General features: G+C 67.0%; 22 protein-coding genes. 15 read left to right on the top strand and 7 right to left on the bottom strand.

Annotated features, from left to right (window positions below; all coding sequences use genetic code 11):
- Positions 1-15: 15 nt before the first annotated feature.
- Positions 16-366, bottom strand: a complete 351-nt coding sequence (locus P9A17_RS27435) for a metallopeptidase family protein (protein ID WP_278041922.1) — start codon at positions 364-366, stop codon at positions 16-18.
- A 4-nt stretch (positions 367-370) separates the two neighbouring features.
- The gene (locus P9A17_RS27430; protein WP_278041921.1) at positions 371-1,777 is read right to left on the bottom strand and encodes a septum formation family protein; all 1,407 of its coding nucleotides are present in this window, start codon (positions 1,775-1,777) and stop codon (positions 371-373) included.
- Between the two features lie 92 nt (positions 1,778-1,869).
- Between P9A17_RS27430 and serS the strand changes: the two genes are divergently transcribed.
- Positions 1,870-3,129 (top strand): serine--tRNA ligase, encoded by a 1,260-nt coding sequence (serS, locus tag P9A17_RS27425; RefSeq protein WP_278041920.1) that lies wholly within the window; start codon positions 1,870-1,872, stop codon positions 3,127-3,129.
- Here the strand turns inward: serS and P9A17_RS27420 are convergent.
- Genes P9A17_RS27420 through P9A17_RS27410 form a run of 3 tightly spaced genes read right to left on the bottom strand, consistent with a single transcriptional unit; the run spans position 3,126 to position 5,767 of the window.
- Positions 3,126-3,464: a hypothetical protein gene (locus P9A17_RS27420; RefSeq protein WP_278041919.1), complete on the bottom strand. Its 339-nt coding sequence runs from the start codon at positions 3,462-3,464 to the stop codon at positions 3,126-3,128. The two genes, serS and P9A17_RS27420, sit on opposite strands and share 4 nt — an antisense overlap.
- Before the next feature lies 1 nt (position 3,465).
- Positions 3,466-5,019 carry an MBL fold metallo-hydrolase gene (locus P9A17_RS27415; protein ID WP_278041918.1) on the bottom strand — a complete coding sequence of 518 codons (1,554 nt, stop codon included), beginning with the start codon at positions 5,017-5,019 and terminating at the stop codon, positions 3,466-3,468.
- Between the two features lie 49 nt (positions 5,020-5,068).
- Entirely contained in the window at positions 5,069-5,767 is a 699-nt protein-coding gene (locus P9A17_RS27410; protein ID WP_278041917.1) for a phosphotransferase, read from the bottom strand.
- A 37-nt stretch (positions 5,768-5,804) separates the two neighbouring features.
- On the opposite strand from P9A17_RS27410, the gene P9A17_RS27405 reads away from it, so the two are divergent.
- The 4 genes from P9A17_RS27405 to P9A17_RS27390 all read left to right on the top strand — a co-directional run bounded on the left by P9A17_RS27405 (position 5,805) and on the right by P9A17_RS27390 (position 10,937).
- Positions 5,805-6,560, top strand: coding sequence for a lysophospholipid acyltransferase family protein (locus tag P9A17_RS27405; RefSeq protein WP_278041916.1), 756 nt, complete (start codon positions 5,805-5,807; stop codon positions 6,558-6,560).
- Positions 6,561-6,566: 6 nt separating this feature from the next.
- Complete coding sequence (locus P9A17_RS27400; RefSeq protein WP_278041915.1) at positions 6,567-7,304, top strand: lysophospholipid acyltransferase family protein; 738 nt, start codon at positions 6,567-6,569, stop codon at positions 7,302-7,304.
- The gene (locus tag P9A17_RS27395) at positions 7,301-8,113 is read left to right on the top strand and encodes an HAD family hydrolase (protein ID WP_278041914.1); all 813 of its coding nucleotides are present in this window, start codon (positions 7,301-7,303) and stop codon (positions 8,111-8,113) included. The genes P9A17_RS27400 and P9A17_RS27395 overlap by 4 nt, the downstream gene beginning before the upstream one ends.
- A 70-nt stretch (positions 8,114-8,183) precedes the next feature.
- The gene (locus P9A17_RS27390) at positions 8,184-10,937 is read left to right on the top strand and encodes an AAA family ATPase (RefSeq protein ID WP_347403864.1); all 2,754 of its coding nucleotides are present in this window, start codon (positions 8,184-8,186) and stop codon (positions 10,935-10,937) included.
- Here the strand turns inward: P9A17_RS27390 and P9A17_RS27385 are convergent.
- Together P9A17_RS27385 and P9A17_RS27380 are read right to left on the bottom strand one after the other, a co-directional pair.
- A complete protein-coding gene (locus tag P9A17_RS27385) occupies positions 10,934-12,547 on the bottom strand; it encodes an N-acetylmuramoyl-L-alanine amidase (RefSeq protein WP_278041912.1) in 1,614 nt (537 codons plus the stop codon). The two genes, P9A17_RS27390 and P9A17_RS27385, sit on opposite strands and share 4 nt — an antisense overlap.
- Positions 12,548-12,666: 119 nt before the next feature.
- Positions 12,667-13,620 (bottom strand): hypothetical protein, encoded by a 954-nt coding sequence (locus P9A17_RS27380; RefSeq protein ID WP_278041911.1) that lies wholly within the window; start codon positions 13,618-13,620, stop codon positions 12,667-12,669.
- Between the two features lie 185 nt (positions 13,621-13,805).
- Between P9A17_RS27380 and glf the strand changes: the two genes are divergently transcribed.
- From glf to fadD32, 10 genes are all read left to right on the top strand, one after another.
- A complete protein-coding gene (gene glf / locus P9A17_RS27375) occupies positions 13,806-15,020 on the top strand; it encodes a UDP-galactopyranose mutase (RefSeq protein WP_278041909.1) in 1,215 nt (404 codons plus the stop codon).
- On the top strand, positions 15,017-16,951 hold the full coding sequence (locus P9A17_RS27370) for a glycosyltransferase (RefSeq protein ID WP_278041908.1): 1,935 nt from the start codon (positions 15,017-15,019) through the stop codon (positions 16,949-16,951). Before glf ends, P9A17_RS27370 begins: the two co-directional genes overlap by 4 nt.
- Positions 16,944-17,456 carry a phosphatase PAP2 family protein gene (locus P9A17_RS27365; RefSeq protein ID WP_278041907.1) on the top strand — a complete coding sequence of 171 codons (513 nt, stop codon included), beginning with the start codon at positions 16,944-16,946 and terminating at the stop codon, positions 17,454-17,456. Before P9A17_RS27370 ends, P9A17_RS27365 begins: the two co-directional genes overlap by 8 nt.
- The gene (locus P9A17_RS27360) at positions 17,453-18,382 is read left to right on the top strand and encodes a decaprenyl-phosphate phosphoribosyltransferase (RefSeq protein WP_278041906.1); all 930 of its coding nucleotides are present in this window, start codon (positions 17,453-17,455) and stop codon (positions 18,380-18,382) included. Before P9A17_RS27365 ends, P9A17_RS27360 begins: the two co-directional genes overlap by 4 nt.
- Before the next feature lie 67 nt (positions 18,383-18,449).
- A complete protein-coding gene (zomB, locus tag P9A17_RS27355) occupies positions 18,450-20,336 on the top strand; it encodes a flagellar motor control protein ZomB (protein ID WP_278042043.1) in 1,887 nt (628 codons plus the stop codon).
- 242 nt (positions 20,337-20,578) lie between these two features.
- Positions 20,579-21,637, top strand: coding sequence for an alpha/beta hydrolase family protein (locus tag P9A17_RS27350; protein ID WP_278041905.1), 1,059 nt, complete (start codon positions 20,579-20,581; stop codon positions 21,635-21,637).
- 136 nt (positions 21,638-21,773) lie between these two features.
- Positions 21,774-22,652 carry an alpha/beta hydrolase family protein gene (locus P9A17_RS27345; RefSeq protein WP_278041904.1) on the top strand — a complete coding sequence of 293 codons (879 nt, stop codon included), beginning with the start codon at positions 21,774-21,776 and terminating at the stop codon, positions 22,650-22,652.
- Positions 22,653-22,720: 68 nt separating this feature from the next.
- Positions 22,721-23,194, top strand: coding sequence for a DUF732 domain-containing protein (locus tag P9A17_RS27340; protein ID WP_278042042.1), 474 nt, complete (start codon positions 22,721-22,723; stop codon positions 23,192-23,194).
- A gap of 46 nt (positions 23,195-23,240) precedes the next feature.
- Complete coding sequence (locus P9A17_RS27335) at positions 23,241-24,251, top strand: cutinase family protein (RefSeq protein WP_278041903.1); 1,011 nt, start codon at positions 23,241-23,243, stop codon at positions 24,249-24,251.
- A 138-nt stretch (positions 24,252-24,389) separates the two neighbouring features.
- Entirely contained in the window at positions 24,390-26,279 is a 1,890-nt protein-coding gene (gene fadD32 / locus P9A17_RS27330; protein WP_278041902.1) for a long-chain-fatty-acid--AMP ligase FadD32, read from the top strand.
- The last annotated feature ends 18 nt before the right edge of the window (positions 26,280-26,297 follow it).

Here is a 26,297-nt window from a genome sequence, read left to right as displayed (position 1 = left end):
TGCCGCGCGGACCCCTCAGCCCCATCCGAGCTCATGCAGCCGGTCGTCGTCGATGCCGAAATGGTGGGCGATCTCATGGATCACCGTGATCGCGACCTCGTCGACGACCTCTTGCTCGCTGCCGCACACGTCCAGCAGCGCGCCGCGGTAGATGGTGATCGTGTCGGGGAGCGAGCCGGAGTACCAGGAATCGCGTTCGGTCAGAGCGACACCTTCGTAGAGGCCCAGCAGGTCGGGCTCGTCCTCGTTGCGGTCCGCAACCAGGATGACCACGTTGTCGATCGCCGAGGCCAAGCGCGGCGGAATGAGATCCAGCGCGTCGCCGACCAATTCCTCGAACCGTTGCGAACTCATCCGCACGGTCACGCGACTACGTCCCTGGCGGAGGCGGGAGCACCGGTGCCGGTGCCGGTGCCGGTGCCGGTGCCGGAGGCGGCGGGAAGCCGAACGGCGGCGGGGGTGGCGGAGCAGGTGCGGCCGGGGGCGGCAGCTGATCGGCAGGGGGCGCGTTCGGTGCCGGCGGAGGGCCGTTCAGGAACGTGTTGCCACCACCGGGAGGCGGCACGTCGGTGGACGGAGCCTGGTCCGTCTGGGTCGGCTCCGTAGCAGGAACCGTCGAGGGCTGAGGACCGTGCACCGTCTGCTGGTCGCTGGAGTCCGACGTCGACGACGAGGACGAGTCCGACGAGTTGCTCGACGAACTCGACGAGCTGGACGAGCTGTCATACGGCTCGTCGGGTACCGGGATCGCCGGAAGGCTGAGCCGCTCCTCCGGGATGTCCGGCGGGGGAACGGGCGGCTGCCCGTTGATCATCAGCGGGCCCTTGGCGCTGTTGAGCAGCGTCGACCAGCCACCGTTACCGAGTGTGGCGCCGATACTGCACGAGACCTGGTGGCTGCCCGCCGCCCAACTGGGCAGCGACACCGTGCTGTAGATCAGCGTCAGCGTCGTCTCACGCAGCTTCAGCGGCGCCAGGTAGGCGTCGGTCATCTTGGTGCACTCGTCCTTGATGAAACTGTCCTGATCCGTCTCCGCGGGAAGCACGCCGGGGAACTTCAGCGCCAGGTTGACCGCACCGGTCACCTCCATCGCGTGGGGCGCGGCGCAGTCGACGGGGATGTCGGTGGGCTGGTTGGTGGCGGGATCGATGCCCAGGCACGTGCCGACCGGCCACACCTTGGACTGGTCGATCTCGGCGACCTTGCCCTGGAACGCGAGCTGCTGATTGTTGGGTCCGGGCAGTTGCAGACCACACAGCATGCGGCGCTCACCGGACTGACGCCAGGCTTTGTCACCCGACCACAGCATGCTGACGCTGAACCTGCTGTTCGGGTCGTACTGCGCACCCAGGTAGCGCTTGACGGCCGCGGAGCACTGTTCCTGGCTGATCTGCTGGATCCGCGCCGGCGACGGCGGCGCGGCATCAGGCCCGTATTCGCTGCCGGGGAAGGTGCGCATGTCGACCGACTCGGCGACCTCGAACCGGTGATCGCCTGCGCAGTCCACGATCTCGGCCGCGTCCGGCGTGCGGTCGGGCCAGCTGAGGCAGTCACCGCTCTTGGCGTGGTCGAAGGTGTCGTTGCCGCGGGGACCGAGCGAAATCGAGTTCGCCGTCAGACCGCCTGACGGGTCGGTCTTGGGCAGCGCCGTGATGACGCCGGCGATCAGAAGTCCACCCAACGCCGTCAGAAGCAGCGCGCGACGGGTCGACGAGGATTGCAGGCTCCTCCACCAAGGCTTCTCGACAGGCCGGGCTGTATCAGACATCCGCTCCATTGTGACAGGCGTGTCGGGTGCTGTGACAAGTGATGCAGTTGTAACGTTATGCAGCTGAGCCGCGTCCGACCTCGACCCCGTAGGGTTGCCGCGTGATCGACCTCAAAGTCCTGCGAGAGAATCCCGACGCCGTCCGCGCATCGCAACAGGCCAGGGGTGAGGACCCCGGCCTCGTCGATGCCCTCGCCGAGGCCGATACCGCGCGGCGGGCCGCGATCTCGACCGCCGACAATCTGCGTGCCGAACAGAAGGCGGCCAGCAAGTCGATCGGTAAGGCTTCGCCCGACGAGCGCCCCGGGTTGCTGGCGGCGGCGAAGGAACTCGCCGAGAAGGTGAAGTCGGCCGAAGCTGCGCAGTCCGACGCCGAGACCGCCTATGCCGCGGCCCACATGGCCATCTCCAACGTCATCATCGAAGGCGTACCGGCCGGCGGCGAGGACGACTTCGTCGTCGTGGACACCGTCGGAGAACCGCCGGCGATCGACAACCCCAAGGACCACCTCGAACTGGGGGAGGCGCTGGGGCTCATCGACATGGAGCGTGGCGCCAAGGTTTCCGGTTCCCGCTTCTACTTCCTCACCGGCTTCGGGGCGTTGCTGCAACTCGGCCTGTTCCAGCTGGCTGTGCGCACCGCCACCGAGAACGGGTTCACGCTGATGATCCCGCCGGTTCTCGTGCGGCCCGAGATCATGCGCGGTACCGGGTTCCTCGGAGCGCACGCGGACGAGGTCTATCACCTCGCCGACGACGACCTTTATCTGGTCGGCACCTCGGAGGTGCCGCTGGCCGGCTATCACTCCGACGAAATCCTCGACCTCTCTGCGGGGCCGCTGCGCTACGCCGGATGGTCCTCCTGTTTCCGCCGTGAAGCCGGCAGCTACGGCAAGGACACCCGCGGCATCATCCGCGTGCACCAGTTCGACAAGATCGAGGGCTTTGTCTATTGCAAACCCGACGAGGCCGAGGCCGAGCACGAGCGGCTGCTGAGCTGGCAGCGCCAGATGCTGGCCCACATCGAGGTGCCCTACCGGGTGATCGACATCGCCGCGGGCGACCTCGGTTCGTCTGCCGCCCGCAAGTACGACTGCGAGGCGTGGGTGCCGACGCAGCAGACCTACCGCGAGCTGACCTCGACGTCGAACTGCACGACGTTCCAGGCGCGCAGGCTGGCGGTGCGCTACCGCGACGAGAACGGCAAACCTCAGACCGCGGCGACGCTCAACGGGACGCTGGCCACCACGCGCTGGCTGGTCGCGATCCTGGAGAACCATCAGCAGCCTGACGGCAGCGTGCGCATCCCCGAGGCTCTGGTGCCTTACGTGGGCACAGACATGCTGACGCCCAAAAGCTAACGGGCCGCGAGGAATTCGTCGAGCAGCTCAAGGAACTGATCGGGGTGCACCGGTGTGCACGCCGGGTTCGGCGTCCCGCCGATGTCGATGGTCACGAGGGTCGACTTCAGGGGCCGGTACACATCGAGCGGCATCCACCGGCGCGGGTCGGTGCTGCCCCACAGTCGAAAGCGCTCCATGAACAGCCCGAGCGACGAGGCGTGGTAGCGGCGGATGTCGCGCAGCGGAATGATCTTGGATGTGCCTGACGGAAAGTGGTAGCGCCGCAACGTGAGGGCCTCCTGATCCAGCTGGATCAGGCCATCGTCGTAGAACTTCCGCTTCACGTCCGTCATGTCACTCCAGCTTGGCCGAGCGCAGTTCGTGTCCCTTGGTGGTCAGGCATCGGCCGTTGTTCAGATTCCATTGCCAGCCATGGAGATTGCAGGTCAGCGTGGATCCTTCGACGACGCCGAACTTCGACAGGTCGGCCTTGAGGTGCGGGCAGCGCCGCTGGATCTCCCAGCCGTCCAACGTGATCGAGGCGCTGTCGTCGTGCGCTTCGGCGAACCAGCCGTCGGCGTAGGCGATCCGCTCGTCGGTCAGGCACTTGAAGAAGGTGTAGAGGTACTCGTTGTATCCGCCGACCCGCCACGCCGTGAACCGCGTCGACAGGAAGATCGTGTTGACCCAGTCCGGCTCGTGGTCGCGCAGCACGGTGCGCACCAACTCCGGAGCGATGCCGAAGCCGTAGCGGAACTTCTCGTCCGGGATAGCCTCGCGGACAGCACGTTTCGGGAAGTCCAGAACCACCGTTTCGGGGCCTAGCCGCAGCTCTACCGGATATCCGATGCCGTCGCAGATCTGGTCTGACTGGAGCATGATCGGCTCGAACAGATCCCGCAGCGGCTCCAGCAGCGACTCACCCGTGGCGGGTGCCCACGCCGCCTTCTCGGCGGCCAGCACGGGGGCCATCCGCTCGGCGAAGTCGGCGATGTAGTCGGCCTTGCCGGTCGTGAAAATCGCCTCGACGTCGGCGTCCGGCATCGGGTGGGTGAGCGAATTCAGTTGTGAGCCGGTGAAATCGGCGGTCGATCCGGGAATCATCAGCAGGCCGCCGTCATGCCCGTGGGTGCGCATCTGGTCCAGGAACACGACCTGGTCGGGGAAGATGTTGGCCGGGTCGCCGTGGTCGTCGTTGAGGTTGCGCAGGGCGTCGTCGAGGAAGCAGGGCGGCCCCGCCGACGGGATCACCCACGTCGCACCGACCTGCGCGATGTACTGCCGGCAGCGGTCCATCTGCCGTTGCCGCTTCTGGGTGCCGAACGCTTCCTTGGCGCGGGCGGGCATGTCGTAGACCATCGGGTACCAGATCGCCCCGGAGTACTGCAGCATGTGGACGTCGATCTGGCCGAAGTCGGCGTGCACCATGTCCAAGTCGACCGGTCGCGCGTCGTTCATGTTGAAGGCAACGGTCTCGCCGTCGTCGACGACGAGGCCGGAGTCGCCGATCGGGCCGTCGGCGGGCGCCCGCAGCGCGATGATCATCACCTCGAGGTCGCCCTTCGGGCCGCTGACGCGGTGCTTCACCGAGTCGGTGGTCTCGAAGAAGTTGTGGAAGCCGAGCTTCTCCAGCTCGCGCCGCAGATCCGGCACGGGGTAGTCCGGCAGCAGCACGACGGCGTCTTTGTTGACGTACTCGGTGAGGTGCTTGGGGTCGAAATGGTCCTTGTGCAGGTGCGAGACGTACAGGTAATCCACGTCGCCGAGGGCGGCCCAGTCGAGCTGGGTGTTGTCCGGGAACGGGAACCACGATGCGAAATAGGCAGGGTTGACCCACGGGTCGCACAGGATGCTTCCGGCCTTGGTGTCGATGTGGAAGCCGGCGTGTCCGACGCTCGTGACCTGCACTTACACCTCTCTAAGTCCGCTTCGCCCCGCAAACTGGTCGCCTAGGAGTTTAGCCCTGCGCCGGGGGCTCGTCGTTCCAGCGAGCCCGGTAGTAGGCGATGCGTTCACGGTCGGGGGTCACTCCGTAGGCGTCGAGCAGGGCGCCTTCAAAGCCTGCGTCCTCGTCCGTGGGGTAATTCCAGTCCAGCGACAGCGTCGCGATGGCGAGATCGGCCCAACGATCCGCGGGCCCGAGGTCCCCGAGGTCGACGTGCCCGCACCACGCCCCGTCGTCGTCCATCAGGGTGTTGGGCGCGCACGCGTCGCCGTGGCACACGACCAGCCGGTCCGCAGGCGGCGTATCGCCCACCCAGGACGGCGGCCCGAACGGGCAGTCCTCGACAGGCAAAGCGTCGTGCAACCTCCGCAGCCCGGTTCCGATCGCCCGCGCCGCGGTCTCGGGCGCGTGGGACCAGAGCGGGTCCACCGCCGACCGACCCGGCAGCGCGGCGGTGTGCATCCATCCCGGTCCCGACCCGAGGACCACCGGAACCGGGATGTACCTCTGCGCCCATCGCAGGCGCGGTACCTCGTCGGCCAGCAGGGCGGCCGCGTCGTCGGGATAGACCTTCACGTAGTCGGTGACGCGGGAACCGATGGCGAACGTCACCCCACCGAGTTCGTTGACCCAGACGGCCGTCACGGGGCGCCCCGCGGCGATCGTGGCGACGATGTCGGGCACCGGCAGGGGTCCGGTAGGAGCACTCATGGCTGCCTTCCGTCATGCGAGCACTACGCTTGCTGCTGTGGAACCGGTATACGGCACCGCCATCCAGCTCGCCCGGCTGGTCTGGCGAATCCAGGGCCTGAAGTTCACCGTGACCGGGGTCGAGAACCTGCCCCGCACCGGCGGGGCGGTGATCGCCATCAACCACACCAGCTACTTCGACTTCACCTTCGCGGGCCTGCCGGCCTACGAGCAGCATCTCGGCCGCAAGGTCCGGTTCATGGCGAAGAAGGAAGTGTTCGACCACAAGGTCATGGGTCCGCTGATGCGGGGCATGCGGCACATCCCGGTCGATCGGGCCAGCGGCGCGTCGTCGTTCGACGAAGCCTGCCGCAGGCTCGCCGCCGGCGAGTTCGTCGGCGTCTACCCCGAGGCCACGATCAGCCGCAGCTTCGAGATCAAGGACTTCAAGTCCGGTGCCGCGCGGATGGCGATCGCGGCGAACGTGCCGATCGTGCCGCACATCGTGTGGGGCGCCCAGCGGGTCTGGACCAAGGGCCATCCCCCGAACATGAAGCGCCCGAAGGTGCCCATCTCGATCACGGTGGGCAAGCCGATCGAACCGACGCTGCCCGCCGCGGAGCTGACGACGGTGTTGCACTCCCGCATGCAGCATCTGCTTGAGCAGGTGCAGGATGCGTACGGGCCGCACCCGCCCGGCGAGTTCTGGGTGCCTCACCGCATGGGCGGTGGTGCCCCGACGCTGGCCGAAGCGAACCGGATGGATGCCGAGGAAGCTGCCGAGAAGGCCGCCCGCCGTGAGGCGCCGGGATAGGCACCGATGGAACCGGTCTTCCGCGCGCTGGAAATCACGGCGAAGTCGTTGGTGAGGGCTACCGGGACACAGATCACCTTCCGCGGGCTGGAGAACATGCCGGCCGACGGCGGAGCTGTCATCGCGATCAACCACACCGGCTATGTCGACTTCCTTCCCGCGGCGCTGTCCGCGACACAGCGGGGGCGGCGTATGCGGTTCATGATCAAGGCCGAGATGAAGGACGTGAAGATCGTCGGCTGGCTGATCAGGCACACGGGGACGATCCCGGTGGACCGGCAGGCGGGCGCGGAGGCCTACGCCGCGGCGGTGGACTCGCTTCGCCGTGGGGAGATCGTCGGGGTGTATCCCGAGGCGACGATCAGTCGCAGTTTCGAGCTCAAGGAGTTCAAGTCCGGTGCGGCGCGCATGGCCAGGGAAGCCCAGGTGCCGATCGTGCCGCTGATTGTGTGGGGAGCCCAACGGTTGTGGACCAAGGACCATCCGAAAGCATTGGGCCGCAAGAAGTTCCCGGTGACAGTGGCTCTGGGCCGGCCGATCGCCCCCGACGGTGACGTGAACGTGAAACTCCGCGCGGAGATGTCGCGTCTGTTGGACGCCGCCCAAGCCGATTACCCGCAGCCGTCAGGAGCGTTCTGGTTGCCGCGGCGCCTCGGCGGGAGTGCGCCCACCCCAGAAGAAGCCAGAGTCATGGAGGAAGCCGAGTTGGCCGAGCGCGCCCGCAGGCGGGAAGAGGGCCGATGAAGCCGCTGCTGATCGCCACCGACGTGGACGGCACGCTGCTCGACGACGACGAGAACGTCAGTCCGAGAACACGTTCGGCGGTGCGCGCCGTCGTCGACGACGGCGCGCAGTTCGTGCTCGCCACCGGACGCCCGCCGCGCTGGGTCAAACCGATCGTGGATCAGTTGGGTTTCGCACCGATGGCGGTGTGCGCCAACGGTGCCGTGATCTATGACCCGTCGGCCGACCGGATCGTCGCGGCACGAACTCTGTCGGCCGACGCGCTCGGCGAGCTGGCCGAGATCGCGACGCGGGTGATCCCCGGTGCGGGGCTGGCCGTCGAGCGGGTGGGCCGCAGCGCCCACGACGCCGCCACGCCGCAGTTTGTCAGCTCTCCGGGATACGAACACGCGTGGTTGAACCCGGACAACACCGAGGTGTCGATCGAGGATCTGCTCAGCGCGCCCGCCGTCAAACTGCTGATCCGCAAGTCGGGTGCGCGCAGCGCCGACATGGCCGCCGAGCTGGCCAAGCACATCGGGATCGAGGGCGACATCACGTATTCGACCAACAACGGGCTGATCGAGATCGTGCCGCTGGGTATCAGCAAGGCGACCGGCATCGACGAGCTGGCTCGGCCCCAGGGCATCGAAGCCGCCGACATCGTCACGTTCGGTGACATGCCCAACGACGTCCCGATGCTGGACTGGGCCGGGCTCGGTGTGGCGATGGGGAACGCGCATCCCGACGCGGTGGCCGCCGCCGACGAGGTGACGGCGACGAACGCCGAGGACGGAGTGGCCCGGGTGCTCGAACGATGGTGGCTGTAGGCCGCGCTTCACAGCAATATCGCAGGAAAAAGTCGGGTCTGACGTATCCGTAGCTTTGCCCGCTGTCATGATGGTCGACGTGGGGGGTGGCTACGACACCGCGGCGGGTCCCGCGCACGCGGTGGAGGAGTTCCTGGCCGCGGTACGCGCCGGGCCGGCGGGCATGTTGATCGAGGGTGAGGCCGGCATCGGCAAGACCACTCTGTGGAACAGCGTGGTCGAGCGCGCCGAGACGGCGGGTTTCCGAGTGTTGACGGCGCGCACCGGGCAACCTGTATCCGGCCTGGCGCACGCGGCGGTCGCCGACCTCTTCGCCTGTGTCGACTCCGACGAGCTGGCAGGCCTGCCCGACATGCAGAGGCTGGCAGCCGACCGGGTGCTGCTGCGTGAGCAGACCGCGGGCCGGCCGACTGACGAACGCATCACGGCAGCTGCACTTCTGGGCGCGGTACACGCGATGAGCGCTGTTGCCCCGGTGCTGATCGCCGTCGACGACGTCCAGTGGCTCGATCCGTCGAGCCTTGCCGTGCTGGCGTTCGTGTCGCGCCGGCTCAAGGGGCCCGTCGGGGTGGTGGCGACGGAGCGCTCCGGTGAGGACATCCCGCAGCCGGCCGCGTCCTGGCTGCAGGTGGGCACGGCGGGTGTCGCCCGACTGCGGGTCGCCCCGATGAGCCTGGGGGCGCTGCACACGATGCTGTCCACTCGGCTGGGCAGGAAGTTCTCCCGGCCCGCCATTGTGCGGATCGCGGAGGTGTCGGGCGGAAATCCGCTCTACGCACTGGAATTGGCTCGTGTGGTGGATTCGGGTCCGTCGGGTCGCGGCGCGGGCCTTCCGGCCACCCTGTCGGAGTTGGTCAGGCTGCGGGTCGACGGTCTCGCCGACGACGTGCGGGATGTGCTGCTCGTCGCCGCGTCGGTCACGACGGCGACCGTCGATCTCCTGGCCGCGACGATCGAAACCACCACGGCTCACGTCACCGGGATGCTCGAGGCGGCAGAAATCGAAGGCATCGTCGTGATCGAGGGCAATCGCGTCCGGTTCACCCACCCGCTGCTGGCCAGCGGCATCTACGAGAACGCCGCCCCGAACCAACGCCGCGAGTTCCACCGGCGGCTTGCCGAGATCAAGACCCAGCCCGAACTGCGGGCACGTCACCTCGCGCTGTCGAGCACCGTCGCCGACGAGGCCACGCTGTCGACCCTGGATGCCGCGGCGGATTCGGCACGGGCACGGGGCGCTCCCGCGGCCGCCGCCGAGCTCGTCGAGCTGGCGATCCAGCTGGGTGGCGACAAGGTTTCACGCCGGATCAGGGCGGCCGAACACCACTATGTAGCAGGCGATTTCGAGCGGGCCGCAGGACTGCTCGATGGCGTGATCTCCACTCTGCGCCCCGGTGTTCTTCGCGCGGTCGCTCTCAATCTTCTTGCCGGCGTTCGTATTTTCGAGGACGACTACAAGGTTGCGGTGCCGCTGCTCGAGCAGGCGTGTGCCGACGCGGCGGAGAACGACGCGGTGATGGTGGGTTCGTTGGTGTCGTTGGCGTTCGTCCAGGGCATGGTGGGCACGTTCGACGACCAGATCGAAACGGTGCGCAGGGCGGTCGTCGTCGCCGAGCGTGCGGGGGTCCCGACTCTCACGAGCCAGGCCTTGGCCATGTGGGTCCATGTGAGCTGTCAGTCCGGTTTCGGCGTCGACGAAGCGGCTCTGCAGCGCGCGCTCGAGTTGCAGGATCCCGACGCGGACACTCCGATTCCCTTCGATGTCAACGCAACTCGTGGGTTGATTCTCGCGTTCACCGGGCGTCTGGCCGAAGCCGCCGATCAGCTCGCCATGGTTGCCGATCGGTGTAGGCAACGCGGAGCCGAGCACGATCTGATGGCGGTCATGGGTTACCGCACCCTGGTGGCGATCTGGAGTGGGCGCTATGACGAGGCGAACGCGCATGCCGCGGACATGCTCGAACGCGCCGAACAGCTCGGCGGTTCGATGGTGATCGCGCTGAGCATCTGTGCGGCGTCGGCCGCGTATCAGGGGCAGGAGGAGCGGGCCCGCGAATACGCCGGTGCAGCCTTGGTGCAGGGGGCCGAGTACCAGTCGTTGACGGCGTGGGCCAGTTCGACGCTGACGTTCCTGGAGCTGTCGCTGGGCAATCACGAGCAGGCGGTACGGGCGGCGGCGCCGCTGATCGACCTGTACCGGCCCTACCCGGGGACGGAGTTGATGTCGGGTTGCTTCATGCCTGACGCGGCGGAGGCCCTGATCGCGCTCGGACGTCTCGGCGAGGCCGACGAGCTGGTCTCCGCCCTGGAGAGCAACGGAGAGCGTCTCGACCGGCCGTGGATGCTTGCCGTCGGAAGGCGTTGCCGGGCACTACTTCTCGCCGAGCGAGGTGATCTCACCGGTGCAGCTGAGGCGGCCCAGCGAGCGATGGTGGAATACGACAGGTTGCCGATGCCTTTCGAGCGGGCGCGCACGCTGCTCGTGATCGGTGAGGTGCAGCGCAGACTGCGTCGTCGCGATGCAGCGGCGGCCAGTGTGCGTGACGCGCTGCGGCAGTTCGACGAACTCGGCGCCGGGCTGTGGTCGCAGCGCGCCCGCAATCTCCTGTCTCGGGTCACCACGTCGAGCCGGTCGGGGTCCACCGAACTGACGGACGCCGAGCGGCAGCTCGCCGAGCTCGTCGCCTCCGGTAAGAGCAATAGGGAGGTCGCCGATGCGCTGTTCGTCAGCGTTAAGACGGTCGAGACCAACCTGACCCGGGTGTACCGCAAGCTGGGGATTCGGTCGCGGGCGCAACTCGGCAAGCGGTTGGGGGAGCTCTAGACCGGGTTGGTGGGCGGGGTGAAGCGCTCCAGCTGGACCGGGCTGAGGTCGGCGGGCGGCAGCTCCACGGGGACCCCGTCAAACACCCGGGTCACCGTCGCTTTCTCCCTGTCGAAGTTCAGGGTGCCGTGCTGGAAGTTCTGCACGACCCACAGCGGCGCCGAGATCTCGGCGCTGGTCGGCAGTCCCAGCGCTCCGCGCTCGAATCCCAATGCGCCCCAAGCGGTGTAAAGCTCACCTGTGATGGGCTGCGCGCCGCTCTCCGGCGACCAGTACATCGCGCCGTGCTCGAATGTCACATAGCGGGCCGACCCCTGGCCGGACGCCTCGGGGGAGGTGGGCCTACCCAGGTAGCTGTTCACGCCGCCCAGCGATTCCCATTTCGCGAAAATGGCTCCGCCGCGCAGTTTGTCGGCCAGTTGTTCCGGGCCGGGCGGGTCGTTGAACCGGGCCGCGATGTTGCGGATCTCGGGCATCAACGCGTAGGCGGCGGCGCCGGGGCATTCGGTGATGCCGACGTCGCGGTGCGTGAAGATCGTCGGCAGCGTCGGCGACGCACCGAACGGGAACTTGGTGAACGAGCCGCCCTCCGAGGGCAGGACGACCGTGCCGAGCGGGTCGACTCCGGCCTGGCCCAGCACCCAGCCGAGAAGTCTTCCGGTGTTGCGCAACTGAATCGGGGTGGGCGGCACCGTCTGGAAGTCCCCTAGCATGGCCACACCCCACGTGTTGTGGTTGAAGCCGCCGGTGTGCGCGCCTTCCACGGGCCGGTTCATTCCACCGGCCCGGCCTTCGAAGACCTGGCCGTACTTGTCGACCATCGCGTTGTAGGCGATGTCGCACCAGCCCAGGGTGCGGGTGTGGTACTCGTAGATCGACCTGATGATGCCCGCCGAGTCGCCCGGTGCGTATTCGTTGCTGCCGGCGGTATGGTGCACGACCCCGGCCTGAATCCTGGTGTCGTAGCGCGGTTCTCCGCACCGCATGCCCTCGTCGGCGCCCCACTCGGACCTGTTGATGATGTGTGGCGGCTGGCCTGCGGGTGTCGCGGCGTTGGGCAGCGGCAGATCCGGCGGCGCCTCGGGCGGGCTGATCAGCACGGCGGTGATGTTCTGGGGGAAAGGGTGCTCGACGCCGGCGGGCACGTACCCCAGCGGTGGTCGGTCGGTGTTCGGCGATGGTTCACGGGCCGGTGGCATGACGGGCGCGTCGGCGGGCCGCGTCACCGCGATCTGCACCGTGTTGGTGCGTCCGACGAAGACCGGCTCCGTGCCGCGGGGCCCGGGAAGGTCGGCTCCCACTCCGCCGAGTTGTTCGGCGTCGTACCACGGCCCCCATGAGCCGTCGTCCTTCTTGGCCCGCACCCGGGCCGAGGTTCCGGCGAAGTCCGCGGACGTCAGCGCGACCATCGAGAACGGCGTGTCCTGGTGCAGCTCGCGGATGGTCTCGCCACCGCCGAGGTCGGCTAGCGGTTGCTGGACGATCTCGGGTGCGTCAACGGCTGTTTTCTCGGTGTCGCCGGGGATGCCGGAGACCGCCCACGGCAGCAGCACCACTGTCGCCGCGAGCGCGGTGAACAGTATCGATGGTGCGTGGCGGCGATACAGCACGGACTGATGTTACGTATGTGGTGATTGATACAGCTGTTGCGACACACCTCACCACGGCAACGCAACGGCACCGCAGAGCGCGTCCACGCTTCTGCGGTGCCGTTCCGTGACAGGACTGATTAGGCGCCGGGCTCCACCGTCGCCTCGGCCGCACCGAGACCGGCTTCGACCGGGGCGCCGACTTCGCCGGCCATGGTCGAGATGGGAGCGGCGGGCACCGGCGGGACCGGGGGCTTGACCGCCTGCATGATCGCGGGCATCAGGACACCCTTGAGCAGATCGATGGCTTCACCCGCTCCCAGCGAGTTGGCGGCGCTGGACAGGTCGCCGAGCAGACCGCCGCTGCCGGCAGCCACCGGCTGGGTGGCTGCCAACGTCGGATCGCCGAGGACAGGGTAGGAACCCAGCGCGGGATCCAGGCCGATCGGCGCGGAGATCGGGATTTCACCCGTCGCCGGCAGGCCCGATGTCGAAACCGGGTAGGCGCCCAGTGCCGGATCCGTCAACGCCGGCGGCGTCGTAAGACCCGGCGTCGTCAATCCGGGAGTTGTCAGACCAGGCGTCGTCAGTCCCGGCGTCGCCGCCAGGGCGGGATCGGTCAACGACGGCGTGGTCAGACCGGGCGACGCGTGCGCCGGATCGGTCAGCGATGGAACTGTCAGGCCCGGGGTGGCGCCGGTCGGGCTCGTCAGAGCAGGGTTGGTCAATGCGGGATTGGCCAGGCTGGGGTCCGTCAGCGACGGAGCCGCCGACAGGCCGGGCATCAGGCCGGGGGAGGCCAGGCCCGGTGTGGTGAGCGTCGCAGGCGCCGAGGCACCCGATCCGGTCAACAGGCCCGTCGGCATCGGCGGCAGGTTGATGCCGAACTGGGACAGGCCCTGCGAGAGGGCGGTGATCAGCTCGCCGGGCAGGTCCGCGATGGATGCTGCCTGGACGAACTCACGATGCTGTGGCGCATCCTGCGCCGGTGCAGACAATTCGGAAACGGCAATAACTGCAACAGGACTCGCGACTGCCAGAGCGGCGACTGTGCTCAAGGCTGTCGAGAGCCGGCGGCGACGTCGGTTCGGCACGGAAGTCTCCTCAATAAATTGGGGAATGTAGAGATCGGTTAGTCGTACGCGACCGATGTTACTGATGTGACTGGTGTGAATAGAGTGACGATATTGAATCGTGAGCTAATCGCGACCTCTGAAACTTCCCGTCCCCTCGGCCGCGGCCCCGCCAACTCGGGTGAAGGCGCCGCGGTCGGATACCCTTGCTGCCGATGAACTCTGGATTCGATCTTTTCGTCGTCGGCTCCGGCTTCTTCGGCCTCACCATCGCCGAACGCGCGGCGACGCAGTTGAACAAGCGCGTCCTCGTGGTCGAGCGGCGACCGCACATCGGCGGTAACGCCTACTCCGAAGCCGAGCCGCAGACCGGTATCGAGGTCCACAAGTACGGTGCGCACCTCTTCCACACCAGTAATCAACGGGTGTGGGACTACGTGCGCCAGTTCACCGACTTCACGGGCTACCAGCACCGCGTGTTCGCGCTGCACAACGGCCAGTCCTATCAATTCCCGATGGGTCTGGGCCTGGTCAGCCAGTTCTTCGGCAGGTACTTCACCCCCGATGAGGCCAGGGCACTGATCCGGGAGCAGGCGGCCGAGATCGACACCGCCGATGCGCAGAACCTGGAAGAGAAGGCCATCTCGCTGATCGGGCGGCCCCTCTACGAGGCGTTCGTCAAGGACTACACGGCCAAGCAGTGGCAGACCGATCCCAAGCAGCTCCCGGCGAGCAACATCACCCGCCTGCCGGTGCGCTACACCTTCGACAACCGCTACTTCAACGACACCTACGAGGGTCTTCCCGTCGACGGCTACACGGCCTGGCTGGAGAACATGGCCACCGACGACCGCATCGAGGTGCGGCTGGACACCGACTGGTTCGACATCCGCGACCAGTTGCGGGCCGAGAGCCCCGACGCACCCGTCGTGTACACGGGTCCGCTGGACCGTTACTTCGACTACGCCGAAGGCCGCCTCGGGTGGCGCACCCTCGACTTCGAGCTCGAAGTGCTGGGCACCGGGGACTTTCAAGGCACGCCCGTCATGAACTACAACGACGCCGACGTGCCGTACACCCGTATCCACGAGTTCCGGCACTTCCACCCCGAGCGGGCCTACCCGACGGACAAGACGGTGATCATGCGGGAGTACTCGCGGTTCGCCGAGAACGACGACGAGCCCTACTATCCGATCAACACCGACGCCGACCGCGCGGTGCTCGCGGCTTACCGGGCGCGGGCCAAAGCGGAGACGGCGTCATCGAAGGTCCTGTTCGGCGGCCGCCTCGGCACCTACCAGTACCTGGACATGCACATGGCGATCGCCAGCGCGCTGAATATGTACGACAACACCCTCGCGCCACATCTGCGCGACGGTGCGCCGCTGGCCGAGCCCGATACAGAAAGCAGCACAACATGAGTGACATCCCGTCCGGCGCGCTGGATGCCGGGCAGTCACGGGCGGTCAGCCCCCTGGCCCGCATCATCCTGCCGCGGCCCGGTGAGCCCCTCGACGTTCGCAAGCTCTATATAGAGGAATCGGACACCAACGCCCGGCGCGCCCATGCGCCCACCCGCACTACGCTGGAGATCGGTGCCGAGTCCGAGGTCTCGTTCGCCACCTACTTCAACGCATTCCCGGCCAGCTACTGGCGACGCTGGTCGATCCTGGAATCGGTTGTGCTGCGCGTCGAGCTGACCGGCAGCGCCCGCGTCGACGTGTACCGCTCCAAGTCCACCGGCGCCCGGATCACCGTCGGCGGCGCCCCCATCCACAGCGATTCCGATGACCAGCCGGCGGTGCTCGAGTTCGAGATCGAGCTGACCCCGTTCGAGGACGGCGGCTGGATCTGGTTCGACATCACCACCGACGCCAAGTCCACGCTGCACCACGCCGGCTGGTACGCGCCGATCGCCGCGCCCGGCAGGGCGAACATCGCTGTCGGCATCCCGACGTTCAACCGCCCCTCGGACGCCGTCAACGCACTCGCCGCACTGACCTCGGATCCTGCGGTGGACGAAGTCATCAGCGCGGTGATCGTGTCGGATCAGGGCACCAAGAAGGCCAAGGACCACCCCGGGTTCGCCGAGGCCGCGGCCGCACTGGGGAACCGGATCACCATCCACAACCAGCCCAACCTCGGCGGGTCGGGCGGCTACAGCCGTGTCATGTACGAGGCGCTGAAGAACACCGACTGCGAACAGATCCTGTTCATGGACGACGACATCCGCGTCGAGCCGGACTCGATCCTGCGGGCGCTGGCGCTCAACCGCTTCGCGAAGGTGCCGACGCTCGTCGGCGGCCAGATGCTCAATCTGCAGGAGCCCTCACATTTGCACGTGATGGGCGAGATGGTCGCCGCCGAGAACTTCATGTGGACCAACGCAATCAACACCGAGTACGACCACAACTTCGCCAAGTACAAGCTCAATGACGAAGAGGAGTACCGCAGCAGGCTCCTGCACCGCCGCATCGACGTCGACTACAACGGCTGGTGGATGTGCATGATCCCGCGCCAGGTGGCCGAGGAGCTGGGGCAGCCGCTGCCGCTGTTCATCAAGTGGGACGACGCCGAATACGGGCTGCGCGCCGGCGAACACGGCTATCCGACCGTGACGTTGCCCGGTGCGGCGATCTGGCACATGGCCTGGAGCGACAAGGACGACGCGATCGACTGGCAGGCGTACTTCCACCTGCGCAACCGGCTCGTCGTCGCGGCGATGCACTGGGACGGCAACATTCGCGGCCTGGTCGCCAGCCACTTCAAGGCGACGATCAAACACCTTATCTGCCTTGAATATTCGACCGTCGCGATCCAGAACAAGGCGATGGACGACTTCCTCGCCGGACCCGAACACATCTTCTCGATCCTCGAGTCCGCGCTGCCCGACATCCGCGCGTTGCGTACCCAGTACCCGGACGCGGTGGTGCTGGAGAGCGCGACGGCGCTGCCCGCACCGTCGGACAAGAAGTGGCGCAAGAAGGTCAACATCCCGACCAATCCGCTGGCGATCTCCGTTCGGCTGAGCCGCGGCATCGTGCACCAGCTCAAACCGCACGACCCGGTCCACCATCAGCGCCCGCAGATCAACGTCGCGACGCAGGACGCCCGATGGTTCTCGCTCTGCAAAGTCGACGGGGTGACCGTGACCACCGCAGACGGACGGGGTGTGGTCTACCGTCAGCGCGATCGCGAGAAGATGCTCGAACTGCTCCGCGAATCGCTCAAGCGCCAAGCCCTGTTGATCCGCAAGTTCAACCGCATGCGCAAGGTGTACCGCGCTGCGGCGCCTTCACTGACGAGCAAGCAGAAGTGGGAATCGGTACTGCTGGAATCGAGTAATGTCTGACAACCCGCGCGGCGAGGACGCCGTGCTGGTGGCCGTGCAATCCGCACTGGCCGACAAGCCGGGGGTGCTTCCCGCCGCCCGCGGCCTCTCGCATTTCGGGGAGCACAGTCTCGGATGGCTGGCGCTGGCCGCTCTGGGAGCGCTGCTCTCGAAAAGCAAGCGGCGGGACTACCTCGCCGCAGGCGCCGGTGCGTTCCTGGCCCATGCCGCCGCCGTCGTCATCAAGCGGGTCGTGCAGCGTCAGCGGCCCCACCACCCGGCGATCGCGGTGAACGTCGGAACGCCGAGCCGGCTGAGCTTCCCGTCCGCGCACGCCACGTCGACGACGGCTGCGGCGATACTGCTGGCCCGCCCGACGGGCCTGCCGTTGCCTGCGCTGCTGGTACCACCGATGGCGTTGTCCCGCTTGGTGCTCGGCGTGCACTACCCGACAGATGTTCTCACCGGTGTCGCGGTGGGTGCCATTGTCGCGAAAGTAGTCGGCAGGCTGGAAGGACAACCATGAGTACCTCCGAAGTCACACCGGAGACGAATTCCACTGCGGGCCCGCCGAAAAACCTCGTCACCGGCATCATCAAGGCGATCCGTCCGCGGCAGTGGGTCAAGAACCTCCTGGTGCTCGCGGCCCCCATCGCGGCCTTGGGCGCCGAGGTGCCGTACGACTACGACGAGATGGCGATCAACATCCTGATCGCGTTCGTCGCGTTCTCGATGGCCGCGTCGTGCATCTACCTGGTCAACGATTCGCGGGACGTCGAGGCGGACCGTCAGCACCCGACGAAGCGGTTCCGGCCGATCGCCGCCGGGGTGGTGCCGCAATGGCTGGCGTACACCCTCGCCGTGGTTCTCGGCGCTGCCTCGCTGGGCATCTCGTTCCTGGCCTCACCGAACCTCGTGGTCGTCATCGCCGTCTACATCGCCATGCAGCTGGCGTACTGCTTCGGCCTCAAACACCAAGCGGTGCTTGACATCTGCATCGTCTCGTCGGCCTACCTGATCCGGGCCATCGCGGGCGGCGCCGCTGCGGGTATCCCGCTGTCCCAGTGGTTCCTGCTGGTGATGACGTTCGGCTCACTGTTCATGGTGGCCGGAAAGCGTTACGCGGAGCTGCAACTCGCCGAGCGCACCGGCGCGAAGATCCGCAAGTCGCTGGAGAGCTACACCGACTCCTATCTCCGCTTCGTCTGGACAGTGGCCGCCACGGCGATGGTGGTCTGCTACAGCCTGTGGGCCTTCGAGCGCGACGGGGCCAACGCGTCCTGGTACGCGGTCACCATCATCCCCATCACCATCGCGATCCTGCGCTACGCCGTCGACGTGGACAGCGGGCTGGCCGGTGAGCCCGAAGACATAGCGCTGAAGGACCGCGTCCTGCAGCTGCTGCTGCTCGCATGGATCGGAACCATCGGTGCAGCAGTCTTCTTCGGCTGACAGCCGCCCATGGGCCGGAGCGGCGAGCCGGTTCGCACGCTGGCCCGCCTTCCCGTATGACATCTCGGTGCGGCTGAGCCTGTGGCTCAGTGTCGCCGTAGTGGGTGTGCTGTTCGGCTGGGGCGCGTGGCAGCGCCGGTGGATCGCCGACGACGGCCTGATCGTGCTGCGGACGACCCGGAACATGTTGGCGGGCAACGGTCCCGTCTTCAACGCGGGCGAGCGTGTGGAAGCCAACACGTCGACCGTGTGGTCGTACCTGATGTATCTGGGCGGTCTGGTCTCCGGACCGGCTCGTCTGGAATATGTGGCGCTCACGTTCGCACTGGTGCTCAGCGTCGTCGGTGTCGTCCTGGTCATGCTGGGCACCGCACGGCTCTATGCACCCACGCTTCGCGGACGCAAGGCGCTGCTGCTGCCGGCGGGCGCACTGGTCTACATCGCGGTTCCGCCTGCCCGTGACTTCGCCACCTCGGGGCTCGAAAACGGTTTGGTGATCGCCTATCTCGGTCTGCTCTGGTGGATGATGGTGTGCTGGTCGCAGTCCTTGCGGGGTGAGCGAACATCACGGGTCTTCGACGCCACGCTGGCCGTGGTCGCCGGCCTCAGCGTGCTCGTGCGGCCCGAGCTCGCGCTCATCGGCGGTCTGGCATTGGTGATGCTGCTGATCGCCTCGAAGGGCTGGCGCAGACGCACACTGATCGTCGTGGCGGGTGGGCTGCTGCCGGTCTCCTACCAGATCTTCCGGATGGGCTACTACGGCCTGCTCTTTCCCGGCACGGCGCTGGCCAAGGACGCCACCGGCGCGAAGTGGCAGCAAGGATTCGTCTACCTGGGCAACTTCAACCAGCCCTATCTGCTGTGGGCCCCTGCGGTCCTTCTGATCGGTCTGGCGCTGATGGTGATGCTGCTGTGCGGCCGGCCGAAGTGGGTGAACCGGCAGGCGCCCGCCGGGTCCGGCTGGCTTGCGCGAACAGTGCAGAGTCCTTCTGCGGTGGTCGTTTTCATGGTCGCCAGCGGTGTGCTCCAGGCGGTGTACTGGATCCGCCAGGGCGGTGACTTCATGCATGGACGGGTGCTGCTCACGCCGTTGTTCTGTCTGATCGCGCCGGTTTCGGTGATCCCGCTGATGCTGCCCGACAGCCGCCGGATGGCCAGGGGCGCAGGCTATCTCTACGCGGGCGCCACCAGTGTGCTGTGGTTCGCGGTGGCCGGCTGGGCGTTGTGGGCCGCCAACTCGTCGGGCATGGGAGCCGATGCCACCCGCGTCACGTACACGGGCATCGTCGACGAGCGCCGCTTCTATTCGCAGGCGACCGGGCATGCGCATCCGCTCACGGCGGCGGACTATCTCGACTACCCGCGCATGCGTGCGGTCGTCGAGGCGATCGAGAACACCCCCGACGGCGCGCTGCTGCTGCCCGCCGGGCATTACGACATCTGGGACGTCGTGCCCGCCTACCCACCGCCGCCGGACGCGCCGCCCGACTACATCGGCCCGCACACCGTCTTCTTCACGAACCTGGGCATGCTCGGGATGAACGTCGGCCTCGACGTCCGGGTGATCGACCAGATCGGATTGGCGAATCCGCTCGCAGCGCACACCGCGCGTATCGAGGACGGCCGCATCGGTCACGACAAGAACCTGTTCCCGGACTGGGCCGTCGCCGAAGGGCCGTTCTTCAAGGAGGAGCCCTACATCCCGGACTATCTCGACGAGGACTGGATCCGTCAGGCCGAGGCGGCGCTGAAGTGTTCTGACACCGAGTCGGTTCTCAACGCGATCCGCGCTCCGATGGGTGTGAAGCGGTTCCTGTCGAATGTGATGCACGCCGCCGAATTCACCCGTTACCGCATCGATCGTGTGCCGCTCTACGAGCTCGAGCGATGTGATCTGCCTGTGCCTGAGCCGGTGAATCCGCCCTACACCGGGATGCCCCCGACGGGGCCGTAATCCCAGGCGATTTGCTGGCAGCGCGGGTTCTCTGATTTCGTAACACTGCAGCCATGTCGGTCAGATAAGGCATGTGACGGTGAACGCGAGCAGCTCTTGAGCGGCGTTACGGAGAAGAGAGATCGCCACAAAGGTGTGGTTGACTACAAGGCAATTGGCCGGACTCGGGGATCGCTCTGGATAGGGCGCGGGGTCATGGATCGGCCTGCTGCCGTTTTACGACAGATGGGAAAAACTCAAGCATGAAGCTCGTTGGATTGCTGCGTGGGCGAATGCGCAGCGTAGCCCGCCGGGTCACGGTGGTCGCGCTTGCGGCGATCGTGCTGCCCGGCCTTGTCAGCTCGGTCGGCGGTTCGGCCACCGCAGGTGCGTTCTCGCGCCCGGGTCTGCCGGTGGAGTACCTGATGGTGCCCTCGGCCGGCATGGGTCGCGACATCAAGGTCCAGTTCCAGAGCGGTGGCCCGAATGCACCGGGTGTCTACCTGCTCGACGGCCTGCGCGCCCAGGAGGACTTCAACGGCTGGGACATCAACACCCAGGCGTTCGAGTGGTACCTCGACTCCGGTCTCGCCGTGGTCATGCCGGTCGGTGGCCAGTCCAGCTTCTACAGCGACTGGTACAGCCCGGCCTGCGGTAAAGCCGGCTGCAGCACCTACAAGTGGGAGACGTTTCTCACCCAGGAGCTCCCCGCGTACCTGGCCGCCAACAAGGGCGTGAACCCCAACCGCAACGCCGCCGTCGGTCTGTCGATGGCCGGTTCCGCGGCGCTGACGCTGGCGATCTACTACCCGCAGCAGTTCCAGTACGCCGGTTCGATGTCGGGCTTCCTGAACCTGTCCGAGGGTTGGTGGCCAGCCCTGGTCAACATCTCGATGGGTGACGCGGGCGGCTACGACGCCAACGACATGTGGGGCCGCACCGAGGATCCGGACAGCGCATGGAAGCGCAACGACCCGATGGTCAACATCGGCAAGCTGGTCGCCAACAACACCCGCATCTGGGTCTACTGCGGTGACGGCAAGCCGGCCGAGGTCAACGGCAACGTCGCGGGCAACAACCTGCCCGCCAAGTTCCTGGAGGGCCTGACCATCCGCACGAACCGGACCTTCCAGGATGAGTACATCGCGGCGGGCGGCAGGAACGGTGTGTTCAACTTCCCGGCGAATGGCACGCACGACTGGCCCTACTGGGGTCAGCAGCTTCAGCAGATGAAGCCTGACATCCAGCGCGTGCTCGGCGCGGTTCCGCAGCCGTCGGCCCCGCCGGCTCCGGCCGATGCGGCGGCTCCTGCCGGCGGCTAGTTCGCCCGGTAAACAGCCGAAATTGACGGCGGTGATCCCCCATTCGGGGTCACCGCCGTCAATCGTTTTAGGCCTCGGCCCGTCGCGGTGATGTGATTCACTACTGCGGGGTGGGCGTGCAACGGAAGGGCGGCAGATGCGTGGGTTCATTCGAGCGGTAGCGGCGACGGTGTTGGTCGCCGCCGGGCTCGCGGTAGGAACACCGGTCGCCCAGGCTCAAGTCGAGATGCTGATGGTGCCGTCGGCGGCGATGGGCCGTTCCATTCCCGTCGCGTTCCAGGGCGGCGGCCCCCATGCCGTGGTTCTGCTCGACGCGTTCAACGCCGCCCCTGACGTCAGCAACTGGGTCACCGCGGGGAACGCCATGAACACGCTGTCGGGCCTCGGCATTTCGGTGGCCGCCCCCGCAGGTGGCGCGTGGAGCATGTACACCAACTGGGAGGCTGACGGCAGCAAGCAGTGGGAGACGTTCCTGGCCGACGAGCTGCCCAACTGGCTGGCCGCCAACAAGGGCCTTGCACCCGGTGGGCACGGCATCGTCGGCGCCGCGCAGGGCGGCACCGGCGCACTGACGATGGCGACGTTCCACCCGAACCGCTACCGGTTCGCGGGCTCGCTGTCCGGTTTCCTGACGCCGTCGGCGACGGCGATGAATGGCGCGATCACTGCGGGGCTGGCTCGATTCGGCGGGGCCGACATCCGCAACATGTGGGGATTGCCACAGCTGGGCCGCTGGAAGTGGCACGACCCGGACGTGCACTCGCAGCTGCTCGTCAACAACAACACGCGGCTCTGGATCTACAGCCCGGCGACCACGACGTGCACCGATGTCCCCGCGATGATCGGCTACTGCGATCAGGCTCAGGGCAGCAATCGCACCTTCTACCAGCACTACCGCAGCATCGGCGGCGGTAACGCCCACTTCGACTTCCCGACCTCGGGAAATCACGACTGGGGTTCGTGGAGCGGCCAGCTGGCGGCGATGACGGGCGAACTCGTCGCGACGATTCGCTAGCGGGATCTGGTTTCAAGTCCCGGTACCTTGGAGTCGTGCATTACGGCTCCCGTTCGTCGATGGCAGGCATGGCAGGGCTGTCTGCCCTGGTTGCCCTGCCTGCGGCCTGGCTGACCGGCTGCTCGCTGAACAGCGACATGATCGCGGGGATGGGCTCCGAGGTCGAGACGGCTCCGCCACACGGGACGTCCACCGGACAGCTTCCGGGACCGGGCTACCAGTCGTCCGAGTCCAACGCGCTCGTCGTCACCCCGCACCAGCAGGACTATCTCGATGCACTGCACGCGGCAGGGGTGACGCCATCGAGCGATCTGTCGGCACTGAGCATCGGCTCGTACGTCTGCCAGGCGCGGGCGGCCAAACAGACCGACCAGGCGGTGTGGGATTTCGTGGCTCCGCTGGTGCGCAACGACGTCAGCGACGCCGACGGCCCCGACGGTCCCGACGGTCGTGACGGCGCGCGGGCCGAGTCGCCGTCGGCGGGGGATTTTCAATCAGCGACGGCCGACTACATTCGGATCGCGACCGAACGACTTTGTTAGATCGACTTTGTTAGATCGACTCTGCTAGCAGGAGCCCTACACAACGATGGCGAAGACCAACCGGCGGAAACGCCACCGAATTCTGGCGCTGTTCGCAGCTGGAGCGGTGGGCCTTGTCGTGGTGCTCATCGTGGCGATCGTGATCGTGGTGCTGCGCAGGCCCGACACGCCTCCGACCGCGATTCCGCCGACGGCGGTGCCCCCGACGGGCGTGCCGCCGACGACGTCGAAGCCGCGGCCGGAGTTCCAGGACGCGAGCTGCCCCGACGTCCAGCTGATCTCGATCCCGGGGACCTGGGAGTCGTCGGTGGCACTGGACCCGTTCAATCCGGTGCAGTTCCCGGCGGCGCTGCTGCTGAACGTGACGAACCCGATCCGTGCGCAGTTCGACAACCAGCGGCTCGAGGTGTTCACCGTGCCGTACACCGCTCAGTTCCACAATCCGCTGTCCGCCGACCGGCAGATGTCCTACAACGACAGCCGCGCCGAGGGCACCCGGGCGGCGGTCAAGGCGATGACGGACATGAACAACCGGTGCCCGTTGACCAGCTATGTCCTCGTCGGGTTCTCCCAGGGGGCGGTCATCGCAGGTGATCTCGCCTCCGACATCGGCAACGGGCGGGGACCGGTGGACCAGGATCTGGTGCTCGGGGTGACGCTGATCGCCGATGGCCGCCGCCAGGACGGGGTCGGACAGGACGTCGGCCCCAACCCACCCGGTCAGGGCGCGGAGATCACGCTGCAGGAGGTGCCGACGCTCTCGGCGCTCGGTTTGACGATGTCGGGTCCACGTCCCGGTGGATTCGGAGCGCTCAACGACCGGACCAACGAGATCTGCGCACGTGGCGACCTGATCTGTGCGGCCCCGGAGTCGGCGTTCAACATCACCCAACTGCCGCAGACGTTGCAGGTGCTCTCGGGTGGAGCGGGCCAGCCGGTGCATGCGATGTACGCCACGCCCGACTTCTGGAATCTCGATGGTCTACCTGCAACAGGGTGGACACTGAACTGGACACAGGGCTTGGTGAGCAACGCGCCGCAACCGAAACACGGCTGAGATTTGGCGCGACCGCGCAGGTCGCCTAGCATTGCGTTAGTTTAAGGAAAGTTTAAGAGCGGTCGCCGGTGGTTGATGGGTGGGGGGCCTGCACCTCGGTAGGATCCTCGGGGCTTTGCGACGTATTGGAGTGAGAAGATGGCCTTCCACAACCCGTTCATCAAGGACGGATTGATCAAATTCCCGGACAACGGGGACCTGATCCGTCACGTCGAGCGGTGGGCGAAGGTGCGTGGCGACAAGGTCGCCTACCGGTTCATCGACTTCTCCACCGAACGCGACGGCGTCGAACGCGATCTCCGCTGGGCCGACTTCAGCAAGCGCAACCGCGCAGTCGGTGCCCGGCTGCAGCAAGTCACCCAGCCCGGTGACCGTGTCGCGATCCTCTGCCCCCAGAACCTCGAGTATCTGATCGCTTTCTTCGGCACGCTGTATGCCGGGCGTATCGCGGTGCCGCTGTTCGATCCCAACGAGCCCGGTCACGTCGGGCGCCTGCACGCGGTGCTCGACAACTGCGAACCCACAGCCATCCTGACGACCACCGACGCCGCCGAAGGCGTGCGCAAGTTCTTCCGCACCCGTCCCGCGAAGGACCGCCCGCGTGTGATCGCCGTCGACGCCGTTCCCGACGATGTCGGTGCGACGTGGGAGCCGGTCGAGGTCACCCGCGACTCGGTCGCCTACCTTCAGTACACGTCGGGCTCGACCCGCATCCCGACGGGTGTGCAGATCACCCACTTGAACCTCGCGACGAACGTCGTGCAGGTCATCGAGGCCCTCGACGCCGAAGAGGGCGACCGCGGGGTGTCGTGGCTGCCGTTCTTCCACGACATGGGTCTGGTCACGGTGCTGCTTCCCACGGTGATCGGTCACTACATCTCGTTCATGACGCCCGCCGCCTTCGTCCGCAGGCCCGGCCGGTGGATCCGTGAGATGGCCCGCAAGCCCGACGACAGGGGCGGCGTCATCTCGGTGGCCCCGAACTTCGCGTTCGACCACGCCGCCGCCCGCGCGGTACCCAAGGACGACGAGCCGCCGCTGGATCTGTCGAACGTCAAGGCGCTGCTCAACGGCAGCGAGCCGATATCGGCGGCAACGGTGCGCAACTTCAACACCGCGTTCGGCCCATACGGTTTCAAGCCGCGGGCGATCAAGCCGTCCTACGGTCTCGCCGAGGCGACGCTGTTCGTGTCGACGACACCGATTCAGGACGAGCCGCGCATCATCTCGGTGGATCGTGACGAACTCAACGCGCACCGGTTCGTCCCGGTGCCCGACGATTCGCCGAAGGCCGTCGCTCAGGCAGGGGCAGGCAAGGTCGGTGTGGCGGAGTGGGCGGTCATCGTCGACAATGACACCGCCACCGAGCTTCCGGATGGCCAGATCGGTGAGATCTGGATCAGCGGCCAGAACATGGGCACCGGCTACTGGAACAAGCCGGAAGAGACGATCGCGACGTTCCAGAACACACTGAAGTCGCGGACCACGCCGTCGCACGCCGAGGGCGCGACCGACGACGCCACCTGGGTGCGCACCGGCGACTACGGCGCCTACCACGACGGTGAGCTCTTCATCACCGGCCGCGTCAAGGATCTCGTGATCGTCGACGGCCGCAACCACTACCCGCAGGATCTGGAGTACTCGGCGCAGGAAGCCACCAAGGCGCTGCGCACCGGCTACGTCGCGGCCTTCTCGGTGCCCGCCAACCAGCTTCCCGACGCGGTGTTCGACAACGCCCATGCGGGGCTCAAGCGCGACCCCGACGACAGCTCGGAGCAACTGGTCATCGTCGGCGAGCGTGCCCCGGGCGCGCACAAGCTCGACATCGGTCCGATCGTCGACGACATACGCGCGGCGATCGCCGTTCGCCACGGTGTGACGGTGCGCGACGTGCTGCTGACGCCGGCCGGTGCGATCCCGCGCACGTCCAGCGGCAAGATCGGTCGCCGTGCCTGCCGGTCGGCCTACCTCGACGGCAGCCTGCGAACCGGCAAGGTGGCCAACGCCTTCCCCGATGAATTGGACTGACGCTCAAATTTCGGCGGC

This window comes from Mycobacterium sp. 236(2023) (genome assembly GCF_029623955.1).
GTDB lineage: Bacteria > Actinomycetota > Actinomycetes > Mycobacteriales > Mycobacteriaceae > Mycobacterium.
This window is presented reverse-complemented; position numbering and strand designations above follow the sequence as displayed.